We start from the raw sequence: 21,353 nt of genomic DNA, 5'->3' as shown, positions 1-21,353 counted from the left end.
TGGACCTGTTGGTGGCCTCGCATACCGACTCCAGAGCGAGTGACGAATACAACATCACGCTGTCCAACAACCGGGCGAAAGCAGTGACCGAATACCTGGGAGCCAGAGGGATCAGTGCCGACCGGGTCAGGCTGGAGTGGTTTGGAGAAAGCCAGCTGATCAACGACTGCGGCAACGGGAAGCCCTGCAACGAGGAGAACCACCAGCTGAACAGACGTTCCGAGCTGGTACTGGAAGCGTTTCCTGACCCGACCAAGCAGTATGACATCCCTCAGGAGCTGAAGGACATGGACTTCTGCGAGCCGGAAGACATCTTCGAGAAAATCCAGGAAGAGATCAACGACATTCCGACGATCTACTTCGACTTTGACAAGTCCATGCTGAGAAGTGTCCACAAGACCGAGCTGGAGCGCACGGCGATCATGCTGAAGCGTATGCCGAACCTGATGCTGTACATCGAGGGTCACACCGACCAGCGCGGAGATGAGGAGTACAACAAGAAACTGTCCGAGCGCAGAGCGCAGGTGGTGAAAGACTACCTGAAAAACAGAGGAGTGGAAGACAACAGACTGGAGTCCCAGTGGTTTGGCAAAACCAAGCCGATCCACAACTGCGACGAGGTGACCTGTACCCCTGCAATGCACCAGCTGAACCGCAGAACAGAGCTGAGAGTGGGCAAGTCCTCCTTCGGCTACACCGGCAGACAGAAGAAAGTGGATACGATGTAACAAGAAGTGATTGATAAGTTTAACCTAAAGGCCTCCAGTAAACTGGGGGCTTTTTTTGGGTTAAAATTTCAAAAATTACTATACTTATCCTGTGACTACCTAAATACCATGAGAAATCTCCTTTCTGTAATTTTTATAGTATCCAGCGGAATTTGTTTTTCACAGGAACAATTTGATCCGGTAAAATCTGGTTACGTTTTGATCTGGCAAGATGAATTTGACCAAAACGGAAAGGTGGATTCTACCAAATGGAGCTTCGAAAAAGGCTTAGTCAGAAATCAGGAATTGCAATGGTACCAAGAGCAAAATGCCATTGTGCGAAAAGGGAATTTGATCATTACCGGAAAAAGAGAAACTGTTCCCAATCCTAATTTTGCATCCGATAATCTGGATTGGAGAAAAAGCCGGAAACAGGCTGATTACACATCTTCCAGCATCAACACCCGAGGCAAGTTTGATTTCCAATACGGAATTGTGGAAGTGCGGGCCAAAATCGATACGGCTTTGGGGATGTGGCCTGCCATCTGGACTTTAGGCATCAAAAACCCTTGGCCTGCCAATGGGGAAATTGATATCATGGAGTACTACCGGGTAAAAGATGTTCCGACTATCCTTGCAAATGCAGCCTGGGCTGACGAAGGCCAGTACAAGGCGAAATGGGATGAAGCAAAAATCCCTTTTGAGAATTTTTTGAAAAAAGACCCCGCTTGGCCATCAAAGTTCCATCTTTGGAGAATGGAATGGTCCGAGAAAACTATCAGGTTATATCTGGACAATGAACTCCTGAATGAAATCGACCTTGCAGAAACACTCAATCCGGATGGAATTAATCCCTTTCGACACCCTCATTACCTTTTATTAAATCTGGCTATTGGAGGAAACGGGGGCGACCCTAGTGGAAGCTTTTTCCCAAGTGAATACTTGGTGGATTATGTACGAGTTTACCAAAGGAAAAACTGACAGTCACCTTCCCAAGTTTTGGTGAGACTTAATCGAAAGTCTTAGAGCTGTCGGCAATCAGGGAATTCAGTTCTGCCAGTTCTTTTTCACTCAGATCCCTCCATTTTCCGACAGGGATATCCAAATGGATATTCATGATCCGGATCCGCTTGAGCTGCTTGACGGTATAGCCCAGAAACTCACACATACGCCGGATTTGTCTGTTCAATCCCTGAGTCAGAATGATCCGAAACTTGAATCTGCTGATCAGCTCCACATTGCAGGGATCTGTGACTGTGCCTAAAATTGGTATTCCAGAGGACATCTTTCTGATGAAATTGCCGTCAATCGGCCGATCCACTGTTACGATGTATTCTTTTTCGTGGTTGTTTTTGGAGCGAAGAATTTTGTTGACAATATCCCCTTCACTGGTCAGAAGGATTAGTCCCTCGCTGTCTTTGTCCAATCTGCCAATCGGAAAAATCCGCTCCGGATGTCCGATGAAGTCAATTATATTGTTTTTTTCACCTTTGACATCCGTGGTGGACACCACTCCAATTGGTTTATTAAAGGCGATGTAGGTATGCACTTTTTTTGGCTTCCCGACCAGGTTCCCATCAACCCGAACTTCATCCTGCGGAAAAACCTTGGTGCCCAATTCTGGAAGTTTTCCGTTGATTGTAATTCTGTTTTGCTCCAAAAGCTGATCTGCTGCTCTTCTGGAACAAAACCCAACCTCACTGAGGTATTTATTGATTCGTATGGATTCTTCTGGCGCCATAAATACAAAAGTGGATTTGATCGAAATTTAACCGATCAAATCCACCATTGGGATATTTTTTAAGAAGGAACAGGAAAATTTTTATTCTTCTATTCTTTGGATTTGACCAGGAAGTTCTGCGATTAATTTCTTTTCTCCGTTGGTTCCGATCTCGGCCAAAAGCCTCAGTGATTCGTCTTTTTTGGCATTGAAAGCCGCACGGTTTGCTTCTAAAACTGGCTCAGAAGGCGGGATTTTTTCTTTTAGCCAGTCTTCCTGCTTTCCGTTTTTCCAAAATCTAAAACAAAGATGCGGTCCGGTGGCTAAGCCTGTACTTCCCACATATCCAATCACCTGCCCTTGTCTGATGCGGCTTCCGGGCTTGATCCCTTTCCCGATTTTGGACATGTGAAGGTATTGGGTAGTGTAGGTTCCGTTATGTTTGATTTTCACATAGTTTCCGTTTGCGGAAGAGTAGCGGGCTTCGGTGACAGTTCCATCACCCACTGAACGGATTTCTGTTCCGGTCGCTGCTGCGTAGTCAGTTCCAAGGTGGGCTTTGTACCGTTTTTGAACCGGATGAAATCTCTTGAGATTGTATTTGGAGCTGATTCGGGTGTATTTGAGAGGATCTCTGAGGAATGCTTTTTTGAAGCTGTTTCCATTTTGGTCAAAAAATGTAACCTGTCCGTTTTGCTCGAAAGGGATGGCATGGTAAGGCTGCCCCATGTGCTCAAAATAGGCCAATTGAACCTCAGAAACTCCAACTACAACATCCTCGATAACTTTTTCCTCGAAAACCACCTTAAACAAATCGCCTTTTTGAAGTCGTTGAAAATCCACAGACCAACCGTATAAATCCGCAAATTCGTCAATGGTTTCAGGTGAAATTCCCTGCTTGACCATGTCCACATAAAGCGACGTTTCGATTACACCGCCGATTTCCCTTTTCTTAATGATGGCCGGCTTTTCAGCTTTATAGATCTCCATGGAGTCGAGATTAAACACTACATACTCGGCGGGATTTGGCTCGTAAATAAAAAATTGTGCCTGAGTAGAGTCATTCGACTTGAGAATCGTGAATTTTTTATTTGCCGCGATCCATCTTACATCAAATACGCTTTTAGATTTTTTGGCGATTTCGTCAATGATTTGGTAGGGAACATTAAATGGGGAAAGAATGGATGCCAGGGTTTGATTTTTGCTTACGGTTCCTTCCACAATGCTCAGGCCAGTGACATTGATTCCATAGAGGAATACTTCTTTTTGTTTTTCAATTGCCGCGCTATCGGCCGTTGTGGTCAGGTGAGCATCATTCAGAGACTCGTTCCTTTCACTGATTTGGAAAATGGCACCGGCTCCGAGGGTGAGTGCAAGAGCCACAATACCTATCCATTTATTGTTCATTAATCACTAAGTTTTATGGGATGGGTTTAAAATAATTTCCAATCAAGTGAAATCAGGCCTTTTTTCCAAATGGAAAGCCTCATCACATGTAAAAACTGCCAATTTTCGTGCCGCAATGTTGCAGAAAGAAAAAGAAAAATGAAAAAAGCTGATTTATAACTTTTTAAAATTTTCTATAGAAAATGTGACTTTTTTAAAGAGAAATCTTCCATTAATTGCGAATCTTCAAATCAGAAATGGTGATCTCTGAATCAAATATTTATCTTTGACCTCCCAAAAAATCAAGGAATCAAAATGTTGAGAACTCATACTTGTGGCGAATTGCGCCTCGACCATGTAAATCAGGAAGTGACTCTTGCAGGCTGGGTACAGCGGGTCCGTAACAAAGGAGGGTTGATCTGGGTAGATCTTCGAGATAGGTATGGGTTGACTCAGTTGATTTTTGAGGAAGGCTCTTCTGAAAAGAGTTTATTGGAAAAAGCCGCTCAATTGGGTCGTGAGTTTGTGGTATCCGCGAGTGGTAAAGTAATCGAAAGGACCGCCAAGAACGATAAAATGCCCACCGGCTCCATCGAAATTAAGGTCAGTCAATTGGATGTACTCAATGCTGCCAAAGTTCCTCCATTTATCATTGAGGACGAAACTGACGGAGGGGACGAACTGCGAATGAAGTATCGCTACCTGGATCTGAGAAGAAATGTCGTTCGGGAAAAACTCCAGTTGCGTCACAGAATGATGCAGGAAACCCGAAAGTACATGGATGGGCAAAACTTCATCGAAGTGGAAACCCCGGTTTTGATTAAATCAACGCCTGAAGGCGCGAGGGATTTTGTCGTACCAAGCCGTGTGAATCCTGGAGAATTTTATGCTTTGCCTCAATCCCCACAGACTTTCAAGCAATTGCTGATGGTTTCAGGATTTGACCGATATTTTCAGATTGTGAAGTGTTTCCGTGACGAAGACCTTCGCGCTGACCGTCAGCCTGAATTTACACAGATTGACTGCGAAATGGCTTTTGTGACCCAAGAGGATATTCTGAATACTTTCGAAGGCTTAGTTAAGCATCTTTTTTCATCAGTAAAAGGCGTAGAACTGGGCTATGTCGAGCACATGACTTTTGCTGATGCGATGAAAGGTTATGGAAACGACAAGCCGGATCTTCGCTTTGATATGAAATTTGTGGAGTTGGACGACTTGGCCAAAGGAAAAGGCTTTGCAATTTTTGACAGTGCAGAACTGGTTGTCGGTATTTGTGCAAAAGGTGCAGCGGAATACACCAGAAAACAAATCGATGAGTTGACCGAATGGGTGAAGCGCCCTCAGATCGGTGCAAAAGGAATGATTTACCTCCGATACAACACTGACGGAACGCTAAAGTCAAGTGTGGATAAGTTCTATTCCCCTGAAGATCTTAAAACTTGGGCTGATGCATTTAGTGCAGCCCCAGGAGACTTGATGTTGGTGTTGAGTGGTGATGCAAAAACAGTCCGCAAGCAGCTTTCCGAACTCAGACTGAAAATGGGAGAAGACTTGGGACTCCGAGACAGAAATGTCTTCAAACCGCTTTGGGTTGTTGATTTTCCGCTTTTGGAGTGGGATGAGGATACCAAGCGCTTCCATGCAATGCACCATCCATTTACTTCACCGAAGCGTGAAGATATTCCATTGTTGGAAACTGATCCGGGTGCAGTTCGCGCCAATGCCTATGATTTGGTGATCAATGGGGTAGAAGTGGGAGGAGGATCCATCCGAATTCATGATCGTCCGACGCAGCAGCTGATGTTTAAGCATCTTGGATTTACGGACGAAGAAGCGCAGAAGCAATTTGGCTTCTTGATGGAAGCTTTCGAATACGGTGCACCTCCACATGGAGGAATTGCTTTCGGATTCGACCGGATATGCGCGATTTTCGGAGGTTCGGATTCTATCCGGGATTACATTGCTTTCCCAAAAAACAACTCAGGTAGAGATGTGATGATCGACTCTCCGAGTACGATTGCAGATGACCAGTTGGAGGAGCTTTCGATCCGAGTGAGTTTGAAGAAATAAGATGTTTCAGTCAAAAATAATGAAAGAGGCTTCGGCCTCTTTTTTATTTGTGATTAATCAGGAAAGAACGGATTCCCATCACAATCAAGAGTTGGGCGATGGCATAAGTCCCCATGATCAAGATTCCGGATTCAGGGAAATCAGCGAAAAACCTGCTGATGGCAATGGCACCATCTGAAATGAAGAATAGAATTGCGCCGACGAATACCTGCCAGAAGGAGGCAGGATTACATTTTTTGAACCGGTCCCTGGCGGTAACCACCATGCTAACGATCACAATGATGTAGGCAATGACCGGGATTTTCATGTTTCCCAGATTGGGATTGATGAGGTAGAAAACGAAGGCCGCAGCCAGAAATATGGGCAGATTGTAGAAAAAAGACTTTACAAAATTAACTTGATCCAGACGGGTTGGGCCATTTTGCGCAAGCTTGAATCCGATGATGTAACAGATATGGGCCATCAGAAAAGCCCCCAATCCATAAATGAAAAGGTGGGACCACATCAGGAGAATGTCTCCTATCCATGAAAAAACCAATGCTCCCAGGATAGATTTGGTTAACAAAGTAGCCGCAATTGGTTTTGTGATTCGGTAGAAATAGAGAATTAAGCCTAAAAGAATCAGGGGTTTCGAAAAAAATCTCAGGTCTGAATTCCCTTCGATCACGAAGGCCAAATCCGCCAAAGTGGCTATCAAAAACAAATAAAGCCAAATAATGTTCTTATCTCTCAAGGGAATAATATTCTGTGTTTCGACCCAAATATAATCGAATTAGCTGCCAAAAAATGATTTGACAAAGTTCTTATTCGGAGTTTGAGAAATGTGCAGTTTTCATGATTAGGGTCAAAATCTCTTACAAATTTTGAATTTTTTATTGACTTCTTTTGAAACGACTTTAAAAACTTGATTGTTTGACGATAAAAATTATAAAAATTGTTCAGAGAGGGGTGTTAAGCTTTCGTTAAAAAATGTGAAATTTGAGCTGCAAAACTTAACGTTTACTACCCTAAGGATCAGGTGGCCAATCTTACATTTGCAGAGATTTTCAATCAAAACCTACTTTCACCTAAACAAAAACTTATGAGGAAAAATTTACTGAAAAACTTGTTGACAGTGATGTTTCTTGTGTTCACCACAGGGATTGCATTGTCACAGGGTGTTACTACTTCCGGGATCTCGGGTGTAGTGACAGAAGCAAATGGTCAGCCGCTTCCCGGAGCGAACGTTGTTGCAACCCACCTTCCGTCCGGTACCCGCTATGGCGCGGTATCAAATCTTGATGGCAAGTATTCTATCCCAGGCATGAGAGTAGGTGGTCCATACCGACTATCTGTTTCATTTATCGGTTTTACCACTCAGGATGTAGAAGGAATCGTTCTTTCCCTTGGGGTGTTTTCCAATGTGAATGTGATCTTAGTGGAAGACGGACAGGAACTTTCTGAAGTTTTGGTGACCGCAAGTGCCAACAACCTGTTTTCCAGTGAAAGGACTGGCGCCAATACCTCTATTGACAACCAGGCAATCAGTAAACTGCCTACCATTTCCAGAAACATCAATGACTTCACCCGACTTACTCCTCAATCTAACGGACAGTCATTTGCAGGTCAGGACTCAAGATTGAATAACATCACGGTTGACGGTTCATATTTCAACAACTCTTTCGGTCTAGGTAGCGGAAGCAATCCAGGTGGTCGTACAGGGGTATCTCCTATCTCTTTGGATGCAATCGAGCAAATCTCGGTCAACGTGGCTCCCTATGACGTTAGACAAGGTAACTTCACAGGTGCAGGTGTAAATACAGTTACTCGTTCAGGCACCAATGAATTTTCAGGTTCTGCCTATTATTTCTGGAGAAATAACAACAACGTAGGAACTGAAGCAGGTGAAAACACATTCAATCCTGGTGATTTTAACTACAGCCAAATCGGTTTCCGTGTAGGAGGTCCCATCATCAAGGACAAATTGTTCTTTTTCGCATCATTTGAAGACGAGGCAGAAGCCCGTCCAGGCACTACCTGGAGAGCAAATAGCGGTAATGAGCCAATTGAAGGAAATGTGACCAGAGTACTGGCATCAGACCTTGATGGAGTGAGCACCTTCTTGAGAGATAAATTTAACTACGAGACAGGTCCATATCAGGACTATGACAATGAGACTGTTGGTACTAAGTTTTTGGTGAAATTGGACTATAACATCAACGACAAGAACAAGCTCAGCTTGAGATACAACCATCTTGATTCCTCTACTGATGTATTGATGTCCAATTCCACTTCGCTCGGTTTTGGAAACAGAAACTTGAGATCAGAATCCATGAGCTTCCAAAATTCGGATTACAGCATCATGGAAAACATCCGTTCGTTTGTGGCTGAATTGAACTCCAGGCTCAGAACCAACATGACCAACAGCTTGATCGTAGGGTACACCTATCAGGACGAAAGCCGTGGTTCTAAAGGCACTTTCTTCCCAATGGTGGATATTTTGAATAACGGTTCCACTTACATGGCTTTTGGTTTTGAGCCCTTCACTCCAAACAACGAATTGAGATATAAGACTTTCCAGATTCAGGACAACCTCCAGATTTTTGCAGGAAAGCACACCATTACTGCAGGGTTTAGCTATGAGCGCTATGAATCTGAAAACGTATTCTTCCCAGGATCTCAGTCAGTCTATGTGTATAACTCACTGGATGATTTCTACAAGGATGCCAATAACTTTTTGGCAAATGGAAATGCAACACCTTCTAACGTTAACCTGAGAAGATTCCAGGTGAGATGGAACAATATTCCAGGTTCAGAGAAGCCAATTCAGCCTCTTGAGGTCGATTACCTTGGCTTCTATTTGCAGGACGAAATCCAGTTTAGAAGCAATATCAAAGGTACTTTTGGTTTGAGAATGGACGTCCCATTCTTTGGAGAGACTGCCTTGAGAAATGAGGCTGTGGAAGATTTGTATTTCAGAAATCCAGGAAGTGCCTATGTTCAATTCAGAACTGACAAACTTCCGGATCCCAATATTCTTTGGTCCCCAAGAGTAGGTTTCAACTGGGATGTATTCAGCAACCTGAAGACCCAAGTACGGGGTGGAACTGGTATTTTCACCGGACGTCCAGCATATGTATGGATTTCCAACCAAGTGGGTAACAACGGTATCCTAACTGGCTTTGCTCAGGCTGACAATACTACTACCAGACCATTCAACCCTGATCCAAACGCCTATAAGCCTACGGAGGTTACTGGTGCTCCTGCTTCTTCCTACGAATTGGCTTTGACCGAGTCTACCTTTAAATTCCCTCAGGTTTGGAGATCAAACATCGGTATTGATCAGCAACTTCCAGGTGGAATAGTCGCCACTGGTGAATTCATCTATAGCGCTGATGTAAACGGAGTCGCCTATTACAACGGTAACCTACCTGTGCAGCAAACAAGATTCACAGGCCCGGATGACAGAGCAAGATGGACTCGAAACAGGATTAACAATAATATTCCTAATGCTATAGTTTTGGCTAATCAGGCAGTGGGTAATTCTTGGGTAGCTTCAGTTTCTTTGGAAAGACCATTTGCAAATGGACTTTTTGTCAAAGCAGCCTATAGCTATGGAGAGTCCAAAAATACTGTCGATCCTGGATCCATTGCAGCTGGTACTTGGTTTGGAAATGCCATTTCTGAAGATCCAAATAACCCAAGCCTAGGGTTCTCTTCAAACAACCTTGGACATAGAGCATTTGCAGTAGTAAGCTACAGCAAGGACATTTTCAAATTTGGTAACACTTCGGTGTCCCTTTTCTGGGAGACCAGAACTATCGGTAACGCCAGCTATGTATTCGGTGGTGATATGAACGGTGATGGTGGTACAGCAAATGACCTGCTCTACATTCACAAAAATACCGACGAAATGAACTTCCAGCAGTACACTGTAACTGTTTCAGGGCAGCCGGTGACTTTCACAGCACAGCAGCAAAAAGATGCTTGGGAAGCGTACATTCAGCAGGATGAATACTTGAGAGAGAATCGTGGTAAATATGCAGAAAGAGGTGCTGTGATCATGCCAATGGTTTCAAGAGCGGACTTTACTTTTGCGCAGCAGTTGTTTACCAACATCAGAGGCAAGCGCAATACCTTGGAATTTCGTTTGGATATCTTGAACGTTGGCAACTTGCTAAACCCAGATTGGGGACTCAGCCAGACCTTCAGATCTACTCAGCCTCTGGTGGTACCTTCCACTGCTCAGGGTGGACCGGCAAACGCTCAAGGTGTATCGCAATATAGACTTAGAAACTTTGGAGCGGACCTTATCTCTGAGACCTACACTCCTTCCGCCAACGTAAATGACGTTTGGAGAATGCAATTTGGTCTGAGATACATCTTCAATTAAAATATGATTTAAATCAGAATTAAAGCGCCACAATAGTTGTGGCGCTTTTTTTTTGTATTTTTCTCCCATCTGATAGGGCAATTTTAGCATCTGCTAATAGGTCAATTGGAGAATCTAACTACCAGGAATTCCGGACTTCTTCGGGCTTTCTGTTTAGATAATTTTTGTAAGTCTATGAAGAGGCAAAAAGGCCTAAATTCTAATTCTTAAAATAAAAAGCTGTTTCTATGAAAATGTGGAAGATTTTTTCACTCCTTTTCTTTGTCGTAAGTGGGGTGAACGCCCAGACCGATACCCTCGTGCTGAGCAACAACGACTTGATTATCGGCGAGATCAAGAGTATGAATAAAAATATACTCGGCATTGAAACCGACTATTCCGATGTGGACTTCAAGATCAAGTGGGGCAATATCAAGCGTGTGTATTCCAAAACAAATTACCTGATCACAATCTCAGACGGGAGCCGATACAACGGGAAAATCCGTAGCATTAATGACAGTATTATCGGAATTGATGCTGTAATGCCTGATTTGGTTTTAAAATTTTCCAAAAACCGGGAAGATATTGAACAACCTGTAGGTGGCAAAGTAGAAGTTCCCAGGAATCAGATTGTTTATCTCAACGCTTTGGATGAGGGCTTTTGGAGTAGACTTTCTTTGAATTTTGACATTGGAACTAACCTCACCAAAGCGAATAATTTACGGCAGTTAACCTTCAATGCAGGTGTTGGATATCTTGCAGATCGCTGGAAAGGCAATCTTACTTTTAACGCGCTGAGATCAACACAGGACGATGTCGAACCAATCAAGCGAACGGAAGTTGGAGCCATTTACAATTATTTCCTGCCAAAGGATTGGTATTTGATATACTCTCTTAATATGCTCTCTAATACAGAACAGCTTATTGATCTGAGAACCTCCAACATGGTGGGTGTAGGAAATTACGTAGTCCACACCAATAGGTCTTACCTGGGTTTTTCTGCCGGAGTCAACTTCAACAATGAAAAATTCCAGGGTGATGAGAAAGCCACACAATCCGGGGAGGCATTTCTGGGAGCCCAGTATAATATCTTCGATATTGGAGACCTGGATCTCTTGACCAATGTGACAGTCTACCCAAGCATGACGGAAAAGGGTCGATTGAGAACTGACTTCAAATTTGATATCCGGTACGAGTTCAAGTTTGACCTTTATTTTAAAGTCGGGACTACTATGAACTATGATAATCAACCAACCGAAGGAGCCTCTGAGTTGGATTACATTTTTCAAACAACCATCGGTTGGTCACTCTAAATCAAAACTTCAGGAGAAAATTTGTTGAAAAACAGGAATTCCAAATTAGCATCCCCTTTTTTTCCCATTGATAGCGAAGATTTGCCACCAGTATCTTTTATTTATCCTTGGTCTTAATATGCCGTATTTTAGCTATCCGGTAAACTTTTATCCTTTTTGGGAGTCTAAGCTGTTATGTTGTATTACAAAGAATTTATACATCCGCAGAGTACACAATGGGTGGTATTCATCCATGGTGCCGGAGGCTCATCTGCGGTTTGGTATAAGCAGCTAAAAGACTTCAAAAAAGAATTTAACCTCCTCCTGATTGATCTCAGAGGACATGGAAAGTCAATTGACCTTCCCCAGGCTATCTGGAGCGATAAATATACCTTTGAAGCCGTCACCCACGATATCATAGAGGTTTTGGATCACCTACAAACCCCTCCAGCCCATTTCATGGGGGTGTCTATGGGAACAATCCTTGCCAGGCAGCTGGCCGAACTTGAACCGAAACGGGTGAAGTCGCTGGTAATGGCTGGAGCTGTGACCAGACTCAATGTTCAAAGCCGGGTTTTAGTCTTTTTGGGAAATACCTTCAAGCAGGTGATCCCCTATATGTGGCTCTACCGGTTGTTTGCTTTTGTCATCATGCCGAGAAAACAACATGCTGAGTCACGTAATCTCTTTATTCTCGAGGCTCAGAAACTTTGTCAAAAAGAATTTATCCGATGGTTTAAGCTGACCAGTGAAATCAATCCGTTGCTGAAATTCTTTAAGGAAAAAGACCTGGGCATCCCAACGCTTTATGTGATGGGTGACCAGGATGTCATGTTTTTGGAACCCGTTAAAAATCTGGTCAAAATTCACAAAAACTCAATTCTCACTATTCTTGAGAAGTGCGGCCACGTCGTCAATGTGGAGCAGCCCGACCAATTCAATCATCTATCTCTGGCTTTTATTAAAAACCAACAGTAACCAGTCATCCAGCTTTCAATGAAAAAACAAACCAAAATTGCCCTTATAGTAGGAATTGTACTGATTGCAGCGATTGCATTTTTCTATCCAAGACTTAATCTCAAAGAAGAAATTGCCCCCGCTACTGCCTCAGGTTCGGGTGGCGGAGGATCAGATCAGCCCATTCCTGTCAATGTTATATTGCTTAAAAAAGACACTCTCCAGACACAACTCCAGGTAACCGGTACAATTCTTCCCAATGAATCGGTTAATCTTCGGTCTGAAATTTCCGGTTTGGTAAGCAGGATCGCATTCAAAGAAGGTCAGTTTGTCACCAAAGGTACTCCCCTGATCTATCTCAACGATGATCAGCTTCAGGCACAGTATCAGCGACTTCAATACACGCAGAAGCTTTTTGAAACTCAGGAAAACAGACAAAAACAGTTGCTTGCTCGGGAAGCGATTTCACAGGAGGAATATGACATCGCACTCAATCAGTTCAATACCGCCTTGGCGGATATCAAATTGGTGGAAGCCCAACTTTCAAAAACAGTGATCCGAGCTCCTTTCAATGGAATGTTGGGATTGAGAATGATCAGTGAGGGAAGCGTTATCGGTACCAATGACGTGATCACCTCCGTTGTCAATATTGACCCTATAAAAATCGAATTCTCAATTCCGGAGCGATATGCCACTCAGGTGAACGTCGGATCTCCGATCTATTTCTCAAATGAAGACGCCAAAGAGGAAGTCCAGGGGACTGTATATGCTTTTGAACCTCAGATTGATTTGGCCACACGAACCTTGAAATTGAGAGCTCAAAGTCCCAATAAGAGCGGCAGATTCCTTCCGGGTATGTTTGTGAAAATTCGGTTTATTCTGAACGTGACAGAAAGTGCGCTGATGGTTCCGGCTGAAGCCGTTATCCCGGAGCTTTCCGGTTACAAAGTTTTCATAGTAGGAGCAGACAACAAAGCTGAAGCGCGTCAGATTGAAATTGGAACTAGAACAGAGTCTCAGGTACAGGTCATTTCGGGATTGAACGAAGGGGATCTGGTACTCACCACAGGTGTAATGCAGGTAAGGCAGGGTATGCCAATCAAACCGAGTCAAATTAACTAAGCAATGGCTAGTTTATCCCAAATCAGTATCAACAGGCCGGTTTTGGCCATCGTGATGTCCTTGGTGATTCTCCTTTTTGGAGCAATAGGGATTTCATTTTTAGGTATTCGGGAATATCCGAGTGTGGATCCTCCTGTGATCAATGTGAGCACAAGTTACGTTGGAGCCAATGCAGATGTTATTTTGGCTCAAATCACCGAGCCATTGGAAGAGCAAATCAACGGTATCCAGGGGATCAAGTCACTGACTTCGACTTCTGCAGATGGCAGAAGTAATATTACAGTGGAATTTGAAGTAGGAGGTGATTTGGAAGCAGCGGCCAACGATGTGAGAGACAAAGTTGCCGGTGCACAGCGAAACCTACCTCCCGATGCCGAGCCTCCGGTTGTATCCAAATCTGATGCGGATTCCCAGCCTATTGTGGCAATCAATGTAAAAAGTGAAAACAGGAATTTGTTGGAGCTCACTGATATTGCCACCAATATTTTCAAAGAGAGATTGCAGACCATTCCTGGGGTAAGTAGAGTTCAAATTTGGGGAGAAAAGCAATATGCCATCCGCCTCCGAATGGATCCTCTGAGAATGGCTTCGTATGGAATTACTCCTTTGGATGTACTTCAAAAGGTACAAAGTGAGAACGTGGAATTGCCATCAGGGCGGATTGAAGGAGAGAGTATTGAGCTCTCCGTAAGAACAAAAAGCAGGTTGAGCTCACCTCAGGAATTCAATAACCTGATCATCAAAGAGGATCAAAATAACATTGTCCGATTCCAGGATATTGGTATTGCTGAGTTGTCTGCACTGAACGAAAAGACGCTCCTGAGAAGAGATGGCGTACCCATGGTAGCTGTGGTATTGGTTCCGCTTCCTGGGTCAAACAACATTGAGATTGCTGACGAATTTTACCGTAGACTTGAATTCATCAAAAAAGACCTTCCTGCGGATGTGGGAGTGGAGATTGGCTTTGACAGTACCAGTTACATCAGGCAATCCATCGCCGAAGTGGAAGAGACCATCATCACCGCATTTATCCTGGTGGTTGCGATCATTTTTGTTTTTCTGAGAGACTGGAGAACTACATTCATTCCAGTGGTTACCATTCCGATTTCTTTGATAGGAGTGTTTTTCATTATGTATCTTATGGATTTTTCCATCAACGTATTGACGTTGTTGGGGATAGTCCTTTCCATCGGTCTGGTAGTGGATGACGCGATTGTAGTGCTTGAGAATATTTACGCCAGAATTGAAAAAGGGGAAAGCCCCAAAAAAGCAGCCGAGGAAGGTTCAGAGGAGATTTTCTTTGCGGTAATTGCGACTACTGTGGCTTTGGCGGCAGTATTCCTTCCGGTGATTTTCCTGACTGGGACCACCGGTCGGCTTTTCCGGGAATTCGGAATTGTGGTTGCCGGTTCGGTAATTATCTCCGCATTTGTAGCATTGACTATGACCCCGATGCTGAGTGCCAAAATGCTGAAAAACAGGAAAAAGCAGAACGCGATTTATACCTTCACAGAGCCGTTTTTTGTTTGGTTGAATGACCTGTATGACAGAAGCCTTTCTCAATTTATGAAAGTGAAATGGGTTTCATTTCCGATTATCTTAGTGATGATTGGGGGGATTTATTTCTTTTTCTCTCAACTTCAAACCGAGCTTGTCCCCATCGAAGACCGTGGCGAACTGCGAGTGAACTTAACCGGTCCCGAGGGAGCCACTTTTGGTTACATGGATAAGGTAGTCGATGAACTTGCCAAAGAATTGACGGAGGTAATTCCACAAGAGGAAAGGATTTCTATTACGACAGTCACCTCTCCTGGTTTTGGTACTGCAAATACCAATTCAGGATTTGTACGATTATATCTTACTGATGCATCCCAACGGACGCGTACCCAGCAGGAGATTTTCAGTAGCATTAATGCCAAGTTGAAAGATGTTACCTCCGTTCGGGCTTTTGCTCAGCAACCCCCATCAGTAGGTGATCGCAGGGGTGGTCTACCGGTTCAATATGTGATTCAGGCTCCTACTCTGGAAAAACTGAAAGAGGTTATCCCTCCTTTCATGGAGAAGGCCGGCCAAAGCCCCGCATTCATCTTTACCGATATCAACCTGAAGTTTACCAAGCCTGAACTTGAAATCGAGATCGATCGGGAAAAAGCCAGAAATTTGGGTGTGTCGGTTCAGGAAATTGCCCGTACGCTTCAGCTTTCTTATTCAGGTCAGCGTTTTGCCTATTTCATCATGAACGGCAAGCAATATCAGGTGCTTGGAGAAATGAGGATACAGGATAGAAATGAACCTGTTAATCTGAGAATGCTTTATGTAAGAGGAGGAAATGGTCAGCTTGTCCAATTGGACAATTTGGTCAAAGTGTTGGAAAAAAGTACCCCTCCTCAACTGTATCGTTTCAACCGCTTCGTAAGTGCGACCGTTTCTGCAAACCTTGCAGAAGGATATACCATTGGCGCAGGTTTGGACGAAATGGATCGGATCGCGGGAGAAGTATTGGACGGGTCATATTCCACAGACGTGGCCGGAGCTTCCAAGGAATTCCGCGAAAGTTCCAACAGTTTGTTGTTTGCTTTCATCTTTGCCCTGGTCTTGATCTATCTGGTTCTTTCAGCCCAGTTTGAAAGTTTCACTGATCCACTTACGATTATGTTTACGGTACCACTTGCCATCTTTGGTGCGCTTGCCACTCTTTGGATCTTTGATTTCACCCTGAATATCTTTAGTCAAATTGGTATAATTATGCTGATTGGTCTGGTGACCAAAAATGGGATTTTGATCGTGGAATTTGCCAACCAACGGAAATCTATGGGATTTAGCGTTGAGGAAGCTATTTTCGGTGCCGCAGTATCGCGATTCCGACCTATTTTGATGACAAGCTTGTCTACCATTTTGGGGATTTTGCCGATTGCTTTGGCACTTGGCGCCGGTGCAGAGAGCAGGGTTCCTATGGGTGCAGCCGTTATTGGAGGATTGACCTTTGCGACCATTTTGACTCTGTTTGTTATCCCGGGCATTTACACATATCTCACCTCTAAAAAGGGAAGCTTAGCAAGAACTTAATGAAGAAATTAGCCTTTTTATTCGCCTGGGGAAGCTTACTGACCTCTGTGTCGGTTTTTGCCCAGGAAAATTTAGATTTGGAAAAAGCAATCCAAATTGGTCTTGAAAATAACCTTCAAATCAAGATTGCTGTCGAAAATGTCACCCTTCGAGAAGGGGATCAAAAGATTGGTGTGGGGGAACTGTTCATGCCAACAGTGGATGCTACTTATCTGCGCTCATTCAGCAACGAGGACGTTGTTCAGCGATTTGTGAATGACCCCGCGCCTCGGGAGATTGATAATGCGAAATCCAGAAGTGAAAACTTCAACGTCGTGGGCCTCTATGGCTTCAGGCCAGAATCCGTGGTCATCATGAAGCGTCTGGGTCAATTGACAGAAATCAGTGAACTGGATGCCAAAATCGCTGTTGAAAATACTGTAGCAGGGATTTCTACTACCTACTACCGCCTGATCCTCGAGCTTCAGCGATTTCAGGTATTAAAAGAAACTCTAAATCTCAGCCGTGCGCGACTTAACATAGCAAAGGCTCAATATGAACTTGGTGGTGCCGGAAAAAGAGACTACCTCACTGCAGAAGTCGATTACAATGCTGACTCAAGTTTGTTATTGACCCAGGAGCAGATTATCCAAAATGCACGGGTTAATCTCAACGAATTGATGGCAGTGGATGCCCAAGAGGAGTTTGTGGTCAAGGACACCATTCTGGTGGGTGAAATTCTCACCCGATTGGATTTGGAAGAAAATGCGTTTTTGGAAAACAAGCAATTGCTCATCAATCAGCGACTTAACAATGTCGCTTTTCTCCAGACCAGAGAGCTTCAGGCATCTAGACTACCGATGCTCAACATAAACGGAACCTACGTCAACAACACATCCAATTCCGACGCGGGCATCGTAGCACAAAACCAACGTGCGGGATTTAACTACGGTGGAAATATCACTGTGAATCTGTTTAGTGGCCTAACACTCAACAGACGGATCCAAAATGCAAAAGTGCAGCAGAGGATTCAGGAAGACGCCTTGGAGTTATACGAAATCCAACTAAAATCCGACATAGCCAGGGCCTATAACACCTACGCCAATAACCTCCGGCTGTTGGAAATTGAGCGCAAAAATTATCAGGTAGCCAGAGAAAATACCGATATCGCCTTAGAGCGATTTAGACTTGGGATTGCCTCCTACCTCGAATTTAGAGATGCCCAGGTGAATCTCCTGACAGCCGAAAACAGGTTGATCACATCTATTTACCAGATCAAAGAACAGGAAATCGAGTTGCTCAGACTCTCGGGAAAAATTTTCTTTGACAACAGTATGGAACCTCTCCAACTGCCCGAAAATTGATCAGGGAACGGAAGTCTGTCAGGCTTCCGTTTTTTATTTGCTTTTTTTAAGAATCGCTTTGTTTTTATATTGGCATAGCGTTTGCCAATTGGGCTTCAGAACCATCAGGGGTTTTCCCCCTTGGAATGAAAAAAGCACTAATTGCGGCATGTTGTACATTAATCTTGCTCGTTTCGGGAGTACAATGTACTTTCTTGGAAGACCGATTTGATCAGGTACTTCATCACTCCTATATGTTTGATTTGCCCGAAATCAAGACCCGGGGATCAATCAGAGTCGCTGTGGATAATAATTCCACTTCCTATTATATCTACCGGGGTAGACGAATGGGTTATGAATTTGAGCTCTTAAGGGATTTGGGAAAAACCTTGGGCGTCCAGTTGGAATTGGTCGTGTTAAGCGACATCGAAAAAGCATTTGACTATCTTGGATCAGGCAAAGTTGACCTGATTGCAATGAATCTCGATATCAGCAACATCCAGCGCCAAAACCGATCGGCATTTACCCATTATTTAGGAACCAGAAGTACAGTAATTGTCGGCAAAAAGCCGGCAGAAAAAAATTTGGACTGGAGCGATATTGGTATCGATACCATTTTTGTAAGGAAGGGAACAGTTTATCCTTTGCAACTTAAGGAAATCCGTGATTCACTCAATTTGGGATTTACTGTATTCGAATCAGAGGATCATGAAGAAAACCTGATTGACCAAGTGGCTGAAGGGAAAGTCAAGTGGACTGTAGCTGACCGGAATATTGCCAAAGCCAACCAAACTTACTACGAGGGATTAAATGTGTCTCTCAAGGTCTCAGAAAATGGTGCAGTGGGTTGGGCGACACGAATAAACTCACCTAAACTCCTGGAAGAGATTAACAAATGGCTTGCTGAAAAAAAGAAACGATTCATTCCGGAACTCTATGCAAAGTATTTTTTGAGTTCCCGCAACACGTATTTCAGAACGACCAGTCAGTTCTCTTCCGTAGCAGGCAGCAGAATATCTGTCTATGATGAAATAATCCGGGAAAGTGCGGGAGAATTGGGATGGGACTGGAGACTTCTGGCCGCTTTGGTATACAAGGAGTCAGGATTTGATACCACAGCGATGTCGTATGCCGGAGCGGAAGGGCTACTTCAGTTGATGCCTGTGACCCTGGAGCGGTTTGGCGTCACGAATCCAAACGATCCGGTGCAGTCGCTCAACGGAGGGGTAAGGTACCTCCAATACCTCGATAAGTTTTGGAGGGAGCGCGTACCGGATACCAATGAAAGGATCAGGTTTATTCTTGCCTCTTATAATATCGGTCAGGGACATGTGGAGGATGCCTGGAGGCTGACGCTGAAGTATGGCAAAAACACCCAAAGTTGGAAGGATGTGTCCTATTTTCTGAATCTAAAAAGTGATCCCGAATATTATCGGGATCCTTTGGTCAAAAGTGGGTTTGCCAAAGGCCATATCGCAGTCAATTATGTCCGCGATGTACTTAGCCTTTTTGATTCGTATAAGGCACTGGTTGAACCTTAATGTCCCTCGTGAAGCTCAAACAAAGCTTCGATTTCCACCGGGATATTGTCAGGTAATGAACCCATTCCCACTGCCGATCGTACCCCGATTCCGTTTTCCTCTCCCCAGACACTTGCAAAAAGTTCACTGCATCCGTTGATAACAAACGGGTGTCTTTCGAAATCCGGCGTACAGTTTACCATTCCCAGAACTTTGATTACCCGTTTGATTTTATTAAGTGATCCGATATTCGCTTTGATGGTAGCAAGCATGGCAAGCCCGACTTGTCTTGCAGCCAATTTTCCCTGATCGATATCCAAATCGACTCCGATTCTTCCAATGATCAGACTTCCGTCCGGTTTCACTGTTCCGTGCCCGGACAGGTAAAGGTATTTTCCATCAATCAGGCAAGGTTTGTAAACGCCAAGTGGCTTAGGGGCAGGAGGAAGTGTCAATCCCAGCTTTGCAAAGTTTAATTCAGGTGTTTCCATTGGGTAAATTTTGGATTGAAATTAGACAAAAAGATCCAAAACAAGGACCCCAAACAGTCCGGCAACAGCTACAATTGTCTCCATCAAGGACCAAGATTTGATGGTGTCCTTGATACTCACATTGAAAAATTCCTTGTACATCCAGAATCCGCCGTCATTAAAATGGGAAAACATCAAACTCCCTGCGCCTATCGAAAGGACCAGCAAATTAGGATCTACGTTCATGGTCGTCACCAGTGGGGCGATGATTCCAGCCGTGGTCAAACCCGCAACAGTTGCCGATCCCACACAGACCCGGATCACTGCAGTGATCAGCCAGGCAAGAATAAGGGGGTGCATTTCCCAGGTTTTCAGTCCTTCTGCGATCGTCAGGCTTACACCTGTGTCCGTGAAAATCTGCTTTAAGGCCCCGGCTCCTGCCACGATCAGCAGGATCATGGATACGTCTTTGGTGGCTACGGTATAGATATCCATCAGCTTCACCATATTGGTTTTTCGGCTTAAGCCCAGGGAAAAAGTGGCATAAAGCAAGGAAACCAACATCACCACTCCCGGATCTGCTATGAATTTTACGATTGGACTTAATGGATCATCTTGGGAAATATTCAAGCTCAAAGCTGTGGTTCCAATCAACAAAATCACCGGCAGAAGCGCAGTGAAAATGCTGTTCCCGATACCCGGAAGTTCATTTTCAGGTTTGGGTTCTGCCTGAAAGGTCTTTAATGGTTCGGATTTGATGTTTTTTAGAAATGGGGCGAACAGCGGTCCCGCAATGATGATGGTAGGAATTGCAATCAAAAATCCATAGAAAAGGGTCAAACCCATATTGGCTCCAAACTGTGCCACCAAAGCAGCAGGAGAGGGATGCGGAGGCAAAAAGCCATGCGTCACCGAAAGAGCAGCAAGGAGTGGAATTCCTACATAAACTGCAGGAAGCTTGTATTGGTAGGAAACAGTGAAGGCGAGCGGGACCAAAAGGACAAATCCCACATTGTAGAACAGGGGAATACCTACGATCAAACCAGTAAATGCCATTGCCCAAGTCATGTACTTTTCCCCGAAGATTTTCATAAGAAATCCTGCAATCCGCTGTGCAGCCCCACTTTCGGCGACAAGTTTTCCAAGCATTGCCCCCGTCACAATCACGATGACCAGATCGCCCAACATGGCACCCATTCCTTTTTGAACGGATTTGGCAACTTGGTCTGCAGGAAGTCCCAGCATCAAACCGGCAGAGATGGATGCAATCAGAAAGGCAAGAAATGGGTTGAGCTTGGCCCACACGATCAATAGTACCAGGATCGCGATGCTGAGCAGGACAAAAACAAAGGTCATAGGTTGGATTGGGG

The 21,353-nt window shown here is 44.2% G+C and carries 15 protein-coding genes; 10 read left to right on the top strand and 5 right to left on the bottom strand.

Annotation, left to right across the window (positions count from 1 at the left end; genetic code table 11):
- Both B0E43_RS06805 and B0E43_RS06800 read left to right on the top strand, forming a co-directional pair.
- The coding region (locus B0E43_RS06805; RefSeq protein WP_139352686.1) for an OmpA family protein at positions 1-728 on the top strand (728 nt) is incomplete at its 5' end.
- Between the two features lie 108 nt (positions 729-836).
- Entirely contained in the window at positions 837-1,688 is an 852-nt protein-coding gene (locus B0E43_RS06800) for a family 16 glycosylhydrolase (protein WP_077347988.1), read from the top strand.
- 28 nt (positions 1,689-1,716) lie between these two features.
- On the opposite strand, the gene rluF is transcribed toward B0E43_RS06800, so the two are convergent.
- A complete protein-coding gene (gene rluF / locus B0E43_RS06795) occupies positions 1,717-2,448 on the bottom strand; it encodes a 23S rRNA pseudouridine(2604) synthase RluF (RefSeq protein ID WP_077347986.1) in 732 nt (243 codons plus the stop codon).
- Positions 2,449-2,529: 81 nt separating this feature from the next.
- A complete protein-coding gene (locus B0E43_RS06790; RefSeq protein ID WP_077347984.1) occupies positions 2,530-3,834 on the bottom strand; it encodes a peptidoglycan DD-metalloendopeptidase family protein in 1,305 nt (434 codons plus the stop codon).
- Between the two features lie 294 nt (positions 3,835-4,128).
- Here B0E43_RS06790 and aspS point away from each other — a divergent pair, with 294 nt between their 5' ends.
- Positions 4,129-5,883 carry an aspartate--tRNA ligase gene (gene aspS, locus B0E43_RS06785; protein WP_077347982.1) on the top strand — a complete coding sequence of 585 codons (1,755 nt, stop codon included), beginning with the start codon at positions 4,129-4,131 and terminating at the stop codon, positions 5,881-5,883.
- A 43-nt stretch (positions 5,884-5,926) separates the two neighbouring features.
- On the opposite strand, the gene B0E43_RS06780 is transcribed toward aspS, so the two are convergent.
- Positions 5,927-6,616: a lysoplasmalogenase gene (locus B0E43_RS06780; protein ID WP_077347980.1), complete on the bottom strand. Its 690-nt coding sequence runs from the start codon at positions 6,614-6,616 to the stop codon at positions 5,927-5,929.
- A 348-nt stretch (positions 6,617-6,964) separates the two neighbouring features.
- Here B0E43_RS06780 and B0E43_RS06775 point away from each other — a divergent pair, with 348 nt between their 5' ends.
- The 7 genes from B0E43_RS06775 to B0E43_RS06745 all read left to right on the top strand — a co-directional run bounded on the left by B0E43_RS06775 (position 6,965) and on the right by B0E43_RS06745 (position 19,534).
- Complete coding sequence (locus tag B0E43_RS06775) at positions 6,965-10,255, top strand: carboxypeptidase regulatory-like domain-containing protein (protein ID WP_077347978.1); 3,291 nt, start codon at positions 6,965-6,967, stop codon at positions 10,253-10,255.
- A 233-nt stretch (positions 10,256-10,488) separates the two neighbouring features.
- Positions 10,489-11,547 (top strand): DUF481 domain-containing protein, encoded by a 1,059-nt coding sequence (locus tag B0E43_RS06770; protein WP_077347990.1) that lies wholly within the window; start codon positions 10,489-10,491, stop codon positions 11,545-11,547.
- A 174-nt stretch (positions 11,548-11,721) separates the two neighbouring features.
- The gene (locus tag B0E43_RS06765; protein ID WP_077347976.1) at positions 11,722-12,504 is read left to right on the top strand and encodes an alpha/beta fold hydrolase; all 783 of its coding nucleotides are present in this window, start codon (positions 11,722-11,724) and stop codon (positions 12,502-12,504) included.
- A gap of 18 nt (positions 12,505-12,522) precedes the next feature.
- On the top strand, positions 12,523-13,605 hold the full coding sequence (locus tag B0E43_RS06760; RefSeq protein ID WP_077347974.1) for an efflux RND transporter periplasmic adaptor subunit: 1,083 nt from the start codon (positions 12,523-12,525) through the stop codon (positions 13,603-13,605).
- Between the two features lie 3 nt (positions 13,606-13,608).
- Positions 13,609-16,671 carry an efflux RND transporter permease subunit gene (locus tag B0E43_RS06755; RefSeq protein WP_077347972.1) on the top strand — a complete coding sequence of 1,021 codons (3,063 nt, stop codon included), beginning with the start codon at positions 13,609-13,611 and terminating at the stop codon, positions 16,669-16,671.
- Positions 16,671-18,014, top strand: a complete 1,344-nt coding sequence (locus tag B0E43_RS06750) for a TolC family protein (RefSeq protein WP_077347970.1) — start codon at positions 16,671-16,673, stop codon at positions 18,012-18,014. Before B0E43_RS06755 ends, B0E43_RS06750 begins: the two co-directional genes overlap by 1 nt.
- A gap of 125 nt (positions 18,015-18,139) precedes the next feature.
- Complete coding sequence (locus B0E43_RS06745) at positions 18,140-19,534, top strand: transglycosylase SLT domain-containing protein (protein WP_077347968.1); 1,395 nt, start codon at positions 18,140-18,142, stop codon at positions 19,532-19,534.
- Here B0E43_RS06745 and B0E43_RS06740 read toward each other — a convergent pair.
- A complete protein-coding gene (locus tag B0E43_RS06740) occupies positions 19,531-20,004 on the bottom strand; it encodes a RidA family protein (RefSeq protein WP_077347966.1) in 474 nt (157 codons plus the stop codon). The two genes, B0E43_RS06745 and B0E43_RS06740, sit on opposite strands and share 4 nt — an antisense overlap.
- Positions 20,005-20,025: 21 nt before the next feature.
- Positions 20,026-21,339 carry a gluconate:H+ symporter gene (locus tag B0E43_RS06735; RefSeq protein WP_077347964.1) on the bottom strand — a complete coding sequence of 438 codons (1,314 nt, stop codon included), beginning with the start codon at positions 21,337-21,339 and terminating at the stop codon, positions 20,026-20,028.
- Positions 21,340-21,353: the final 14 nt, after the last annotated feature.

It is taken from the genome of Algoriphagus sp. A40 (assembly GCF_002002735.1).
Taxonomy (GTDB): domain Bacteria; phylum Bacteroidota; class Bacteroidia; order Cytophagales; family Cyclobacteriaceae; genus Algoriphagus.
This window is presented reverse-complemented; position numbering and strand designations above follow the sequence as displayed.